Source organism: Pseudomonas sp. PS02303 (assembly GCF_029959925.1).
In the GTDB taxonomy this organism is placed as follows: Bacteria; Pseudomonadota; Gammaproteobacteria; order Pseudomonadales; family Pseudomonadaceae; genus Aquipseudomonas; species Aquipseudomonas mandelii.
Genome location: NZ_JASCOM010000320.1, coordinates 1 through 6,068 on the forward strand (window position 1 = coordinate 1; position 6,068 = coordinate 6,068).

Annotated in this window: 7 protein-coding genes; 4 read left to right on the forward strand and 3 right to left on the reverse strand. The window is 60.6% G+C overall.

Going from position 1 to position 6,068, the window contains the following annotated elements; translation table 11 throughout:
• Positions 1–110: 110 nt before the first annotated feature.
• Positions 111–1,385, reverse strand: coding sequence for a uracil-xanthine permease family protein (locus QMX98_RS31445; RefSeq protein WP_282411920.1), 1,275 nt, complete (start codon positions 1,383–1,385; stop codon positions 111–113).
• Positions 1,386–1,387: 2 nt separating this feature from the next.
• The gene (gene upp / locus QMX98_RS31450; RefSeq protein ID WP_010458234.1) at positions 1,388–2,026 is read right to left on the reverse strand and encodes a uracil phosphoribosyltransferase; all 639 of its coding nucleotides are present in this window, start codon (positions 2,024–2,026) and stop codon (positions 1,388–1,390) included.
• Between the two features lie 164 nt (positions 2,027–2,190).
• On the opposite strand from upp, the gene QMX98_RS31455 reads away from it, so the two are divergent.
• Entirely contained in the window at positions 2,191–2,748 is a 558-nt protein-coding gene (locus tag QMX98_RS31455; protein ID WP_010458232.1) for a hypoxanthine-guanine phosphoribosyltransferase, read from the forward strand.
• 3 nt (positions 2,749–2,751) lie between these two features.
• A complete protein-coding gene (locus tag QMX98_RS31460; protein WP_282411921.1) occupies positions 2,752–3,225 on the forward strand; it encodes a WbuC family cupin fold metalloprotein in 474 nt (157 codons plus the stop codon).
• Between the two features lie 9 nt (positions 3,226–3,234).
• Here QMX98_RS31460 and dauA read toward each other — a convergent pair whose 3' ends face one another.
• Positions 3,235–4,956 (reverse strand): C4-dicarboxylic acid transporter DauA, encoded by a 1,722-nt coding sequence (gene dauA / locus QMX98_RS31465; protein WP_010458228.1) that lies wholly within the window; start codon positions 4,954–4,956, stop codon positions 3,235–3,237.
• Positions 4,957–5,107: 151 nt separating this feature from the next.
• On the opposite strand from dauA, the gene QMX98_RS31470 reads away from it, so the two are divergent.
• The gene (locus tag QMX98_RS31470; RefSeq protein WP_010458225.1) at positions 5,108–5,593 is read left to right on the forward strand and encodes a hypothetical protein; all 486 of its coding nucleotides are present in this window, start codon (positions 5,108–5,110) and stop codon (positions 5,591–5,593) included.
• 63 nt (positions 5,594–5,656) lie between these two features.
• Entirely contained in the window at positions 5,657–5,944 is a 288-nt protein-coding gene (locus tag QMX98_RS31475; protein ID WP_010458223.1) for a PA4642 family protein, read from the forward strand.
• The last annotated feature ends 124 nt before the right edge of the window (positions 5,945–6,068 follow it).

A 6,068-nucleotide genomic window follows, 5' to 3' on the forward strand; every position in this document is an offset into this window, starting at 1 on the left:
GCTTGCTCCCGTTTGAGTGCGCAGCACTCACAAAATCTTCATTAACTGCGAGATTTTGGGGCCGCTTCGCGACCCAGCGGGAGCAAGCTCCCTCGCCACAGGATCAGCTGTTACAACAACGGCTCATCCGCCTTCTTGTGCTTCCAGCTGTCATTGCCCGGCAGCAACAGATTCAGCCCGATCGCCACCACCGCGCACAACGCAATGCCTTTGAGGCCGAAGTCATCGGGGCCGGTGCCAGTGCCGACCAGCACACCGCCAATCCCGAACACCAACGTCACCGACACAATCACCAGATTGCGCGCTTCACCCAGGTCGATCTTGTGGCGAATCAGCGTGTTCATCCCCACCGCAGCGATCGAGCCAAACAACAGGCACAGAATCCCGCCCATTACCGGCACCGGGATGCTTTGCAGCAGTGCGCCGAACTTGCCGACGAACGCCAGGCTGATGGCAAAGATCGCCGCCCAGGTCATGATTTTCGGGTTGTAGTTCTTGGTCAGCATCACCGCGCCCGTCACTTCGGCGTAGGTGGTGTTGGGCGGGCCGCCGAACAGACCGGCAGCGGTGGTGGCAATGCCATCGCCGAGCAGGGTGCGGTGCAGGCCGGGTTTCTTCAGGTAATCGCGACCGGTCACGCTGCCGACGGCAATTACCCCGCCGATATGCTCGATGGCTGGCGCCAGGGCTACCGGAACGATGAACAGAATTGCCTGCCAGTTGAACTCCGGCGCGGTGAAGTGCGGAATCGCAAACCACGGTGCGGCGGCAATCTTCGCGGTGTCGACAACGCCGAAATAGAACGCCATGGCAAAACCGACCAGCACGCCGGAAATGATCGGCACCAGGCGGAAGATGCCTTTACCGAACACGGCGACGATCAGCGTGGTGAGCAGCGCCGGCATCGAGATCAGCATGGCGGTCTGATAGGGAATCAGCTCGGTGCCGTCGCCAGCCTTGCCCATCGCCATGTTGGCGGCAATCGGCGCCATGGCCAGGCCGATCGAGATGATCACCGGACCAATCACTACCGGTGGCAGCAGACGGTTGATGAAACCGGTGCCTTTGATCTTCACCGCAAGGCCGAGAAAGGTGTAGACGAAACCCGCCGCCATCACGCCGCCCATGGTCGCCGCGAGGCCGAACTGGCCCTTGGCGAGAATGATCGGGGTGATGAAGGCGAAGCTCGATGCGAGGAATACCGGCACCTGACGCCCGGTGACGATCTGGAACAGAATCGTCCCCAGGCCTGCGGTAAACAGCGCCACGTTAGGGTCGAGGCCGGTAATCAGCGGCATCAACACCAGGGCGCCGAAGGCCACGAACAGCATCTGTGCGCCAGACAGAACCGTGCGCCAGAGCGGATCGTTGAACTCTTGCTGCATGCTCAAGCGTCCTTCTGCTTGGTACCGAAGATCTTGTCACCGGCATCGCCCAAGCCTGGGATGATGTAACCGTGTTCGTTGAGTTTTTCATCAATGGAGGCGGTGTAGATCATCACGTCCGGGTGCGCTTTGCCTACAGCGGCGATGCCTTCCGGCGCGGCAACCAGGACCATGGCGCGGATGTCGCGGCAACCGGCCTTTTTCAGCAGGTCGATGGTGGCGACCATGGAGCTGCCGGTGGCGAGCATCGGGTCGATGATCATTGCCAGGCGCTCGTTGATTTCCGGAACCAGTTTTTCCAGGTAGGTGTGGGCCTGCAGGGTTTGTTCGTTGCGGGCCACGCCGACGGCGCTGACCTTGGCACCCGGGATCAGGCTCAGCACGCCTTCGAGCATGCCGATGCCGGCGCGCAGGATTGGCACCACGGTGATTTTCTTGCCGGCGATTTTCTCCACCGACACGGTGCCGCACCAACCTTCGATGTCGTAGGTTTCCAGCGGCAGGTCTTTGGTGGCTTCATAGGTCAGCAGGGCACCGACTTCCTGAGCGAGCTCACGGAAATTCTTCGTGCTAATGTCGGCGCGGCGCATGAGGCCGAGTTTATGACGGATCAGCGGATGGCGGATCTCGAGGATGGGCATGGGAAAGGCTCCGGCGGCGGGCAAAAAAACCGGCCTAGATTAATCTATCCGAGGGTGTTGTCCTATAGACATACAGTACGTTAGTCCACAAACGCTTGATCTGGCCGTGCGGGATGCGTACCTTTGCCCGCTTTTCCCGAATCCGTCCCCCCCTGGAGAGCGCCATGTCCGCTGATCTCGAGCATATCCGTCAAATCATGCGAGAGGCTGACTGCCTGTACACCGAAGCTGAAGTCGAGGCGGCCATCGCCCGCGTCGGTGCACACATCAATGAACAGCTGGCTGACACTAACCCGGTGGTGTTCTGCGTGATGAACGGCGGCCTGATTTTCGCCGGCAAGCTGCTCACCCATCTGCACTTCCCGCTGGAAGCGTCCTACCTGCACGCCACCCGTTATCGCAACGAAACCAGCGGCGGCGACCTGTTCTGGAAAGCCAAGCCGGAAGTTTCGTTCCTCGACCGCGACGTGCTGATCATCGACGACATCCTCGATGAAGGTCACACCCTGGGCGCGATCATCGATTACTGCAAACACGCTGGCGCGCGCAAAGTGCACACCGCCGTGCTGATCGACAAGGACCACGACCGCAAGGCTCGCCCGGACCTGAAAGCCGATTTCGTCGGCCTGCCGTGCATCGACCGTTACATCTTCGGTTACGGCATGGACTACAAAGGCTACTGGCGTAACGCCAACGGGATTTTTGCTGTTAAAGGAATGTAATCATTGGCCACGCCGAGCTTTCTTGATCAAACGCTGTTCACCGAATTGGCCGAGAAAGCTGCGGCCAATCCGCGCGGGCGTCAGCATCACAACTTCCATCAGATGGAAGAGGCTTGCCATCGCATGGCGGTGGGGTTGCAGCCAAACACGTATATCCCGCCTCACCGACACTTGGGCGACAACAAGGCAGAAACATTGCTGGTCCTCAAAGGGCGGCTCGGTTTGCTGATCTTTGATGAGTCTGGCGTGGTCGTGACGAAGCAAGTCCTCGTCGCCGGTGGTGATTGTGTCGGCGTGGACCTGCCAACAGGCGTGTTCCATAGCCTGGTCGTGCTGGAAGCCGACAGCCTGATGTTCGAGTGCAAAGCCGGGCCTTATCGCCCGGTGGGTGAAGGCGAGCTTGCGCCGTGGGCACCACGTGAAGGCGAGCCGGGTGTGGCCGAGTATCAGGCGTGGATGCGCGCACAGTTTGATTGAGCTGTACGCTCAATTTTCCTCGGCCAGCCAGCGTTCGCTTTTGCGACGGGCCTGTTCCAGGTTGTTCACGTAGGCCAGCTGACGCTGTTCCCGATGGATGCCCGCGCGCCTGAGCTTCAGGCGCACCCGTGGAGCGGTCGCCACCAGAATCAGGCCGATGCCGTCCTTGCGGTAATCCCTCAGGATATTGTCGAAGGCGGCCAGCGCCGTCATGTCCAGCATCGGCACGGCGCTCATCTCGACGATCACCACTTTGACCTCCGGGTTGAATTTACGTAGCACCCCCAGCGCTTTTTCAGCTGCGCCGAAGAACAGCGGCCCGCGTATCGCGTAGCAGCGAACGTGCTCCGGCATGTCCTGCAAGGCTTGATGGAAGCCGCGAGGCAGTTCGGCGGTGTCGGTGAGATCGCTCATGCGCTTGATAAATAACCCGGCGGCCAGCAGCAGGCCGACGGCGACGGCCATCACCATGTCGAACAACACCGTCAGGCTCAGGCAGGTCAGCAAGACCAGCACATCGCTGCGAGGCGCGATGCGCAAGGTATGGAGCACGTGCCGGGCCTCGCTCATGTTCCACGCCACCATGACCAGCAACGCGGCCAGTGCCGCCATCGGCAAGTAGCTGAAAAGCGGTGCCAGGACGAGTATTGCCATCAGCACCACGGCGCTATGAATAATGGCGGCCAGTGGCGAAAAGGCGCCGCTGCGCACGTTGGTGGCACTTCGGGCAATGGCCGCCGTGGCGGTAATGCCACCGAACAACGGTGCGATCAGGTTGCCCAGGCCCTGGCCCAGCAGTTCTGCGTTGGGGTCGTGTTTGCTGCCGGTCATGCCATCCGCCACCACCGCACACAACAAGGATTCGATGGCGCCGAGCATGGCAATGGCGAACGCGGGCGCCAGTAACTGACGGATCAAATCGTAAGACAGGTGCAGCGGCTGGCCGTCGGGGCCGGGTAGATTCCAAGGCCAATCGAAGCTTGGCAGGAACGGCGGAATGCCGGGATGGCTGACGCCGTCGACCATATAGCTGAAGCGCTCACCCAATGTCGCCACCGCCAGCCCGCCGTGCTCCAGCGCCACCCCCAGGAGCGCGCCGATTGTCAGCGCCACCAGATGCCCCGGAATCCTCGGCACCCACCGTGGCCAGACAATCAGAACGGCCAGGCATGTGAGGCCGATGATCCCGTCCCCTAGTCGGGCGCTGGGCAACGCCAGAATCAATACGCCCAGTTGTTCGATGTAGTGTTCTGCCTGGCCGGCGGTGGTCAGGCCCAGCAAATCCTTCAATTGCAGGGTGGCAATGACAATGCCGATCCCGGCGGTAAAGCCCAGGGTGACCGGGTACGGAATGTACTGAATCAACCGCCCGGCTCGAATCAGCCCCAAGGCAATGAGAATGACGCCGGCAAGCATGGTGCAAAGCAGCAGGCCGCCCAGGCCATATTGTTGGGTGATGGGCAACAGAATGACCACGAACGCGGCGGTCGGCCCACTGACATTGAAACGTGAACCTCCCGTCAGGGCGATCAGGGGCGCAGCGATCAGTACCGTATACAACCCTTGCTGGGGCGGTACACCTACGGCAATCGCCAGGGCCATGGCCAACGGGATGGCGATAATCCCTACCGTCACCCCGGCACTGATGTCGCCGCGTAAGCGCCTGAGGGTGTAGCCGGCGCGCCAGGTCTGACGCCAGGCCGCAAACAACGGGGGGACGGAGAACGTCATGCACACTCCCTAGAAGACGATGCACTGTTGAACGACGGCTGAAAGCTCGTCCAGCATGGCCAACCTCGTACTGCGAAGTATTGACCTATATCGCCAATTCGCGCGGTTGATCCTCATGCTAGAGTGCTTGGCCCCGTCTTCGGAGCCCGTCATGAGCCTTTTGATCCGCAGCTGCGCCGTCCTGTTGCTGACCCTCAGCCTGCCTCTGGCGGCCGCCCCGGCGCCGATGCACGCGCAGTTTCTGCCGCCTGACGACCTGACCCTGCGTGACGCGGAGCCCGAGCAGCAACAGTTGTTGCAGGTCACCGAGTATTCGGTGGTGGTTGGCAGCCAGCGTCAGTCCAATCAACAACCGATTCCGGTCACGTCTCCGATGATGATCCGCCTCAAGGGCAAATCCTTGAACAAGGGCGCGACCATCAACCAGGTGCTGGTCAATTTCGACGGCGAAAGCAAAAGCCTCAAAAAGCCGATCTATGACGAAAAAAGCAAAACCCTGACGCTGTTTTACCCGATGGCGCAGTACCGGGTAGTGATCGATTTGTTGCGCAATGGCACGGTCTATTGCCAGTTCCTCAGCTACGCCAACGGCCATGTCTGGGCCGATCTGCACACGGGCGCTGTTCGTCCGCGTTGAGCCTTTTGCCCGGGCAGGGGTAAACTGCCCGCCCCGTGAAATGTCTGCGAGCTGGAGTCGGCAATGCGTAAAGATAAGAAACAAGTGATTGGTGACGAGATCGGCGATGAGCAGATCAAGTTGTTTCTCGATTTCGAGCCGGTCGACGCCACTTCGCCGTCCCTGCATAAGCTGATCAAGGCCTACCGTGGCCTGCGCATCGATGACTTCGAGCGTTTTCTGACATTCTTCGTCGCAGCCGGCCTGGACCTGGATGGCAAGGATGAGCACGGCAATGACTTCGTCGCCCTGATCAAGGATCAGCGCAATGCCGCCGAGTACATCGAGTTGATTGCCAAGGCGCGCGGCTGATCCCGGACACACCGGAATATGTGGCGAGGGAGCTTGCTCCCGCTTGAGTGCGCAGCGCTCACAAAATCTATGCCGTTCGCAGAGCTTTGGGGCCGCTTCGCAGCCCAGCGGGAGCAAGCTCCCT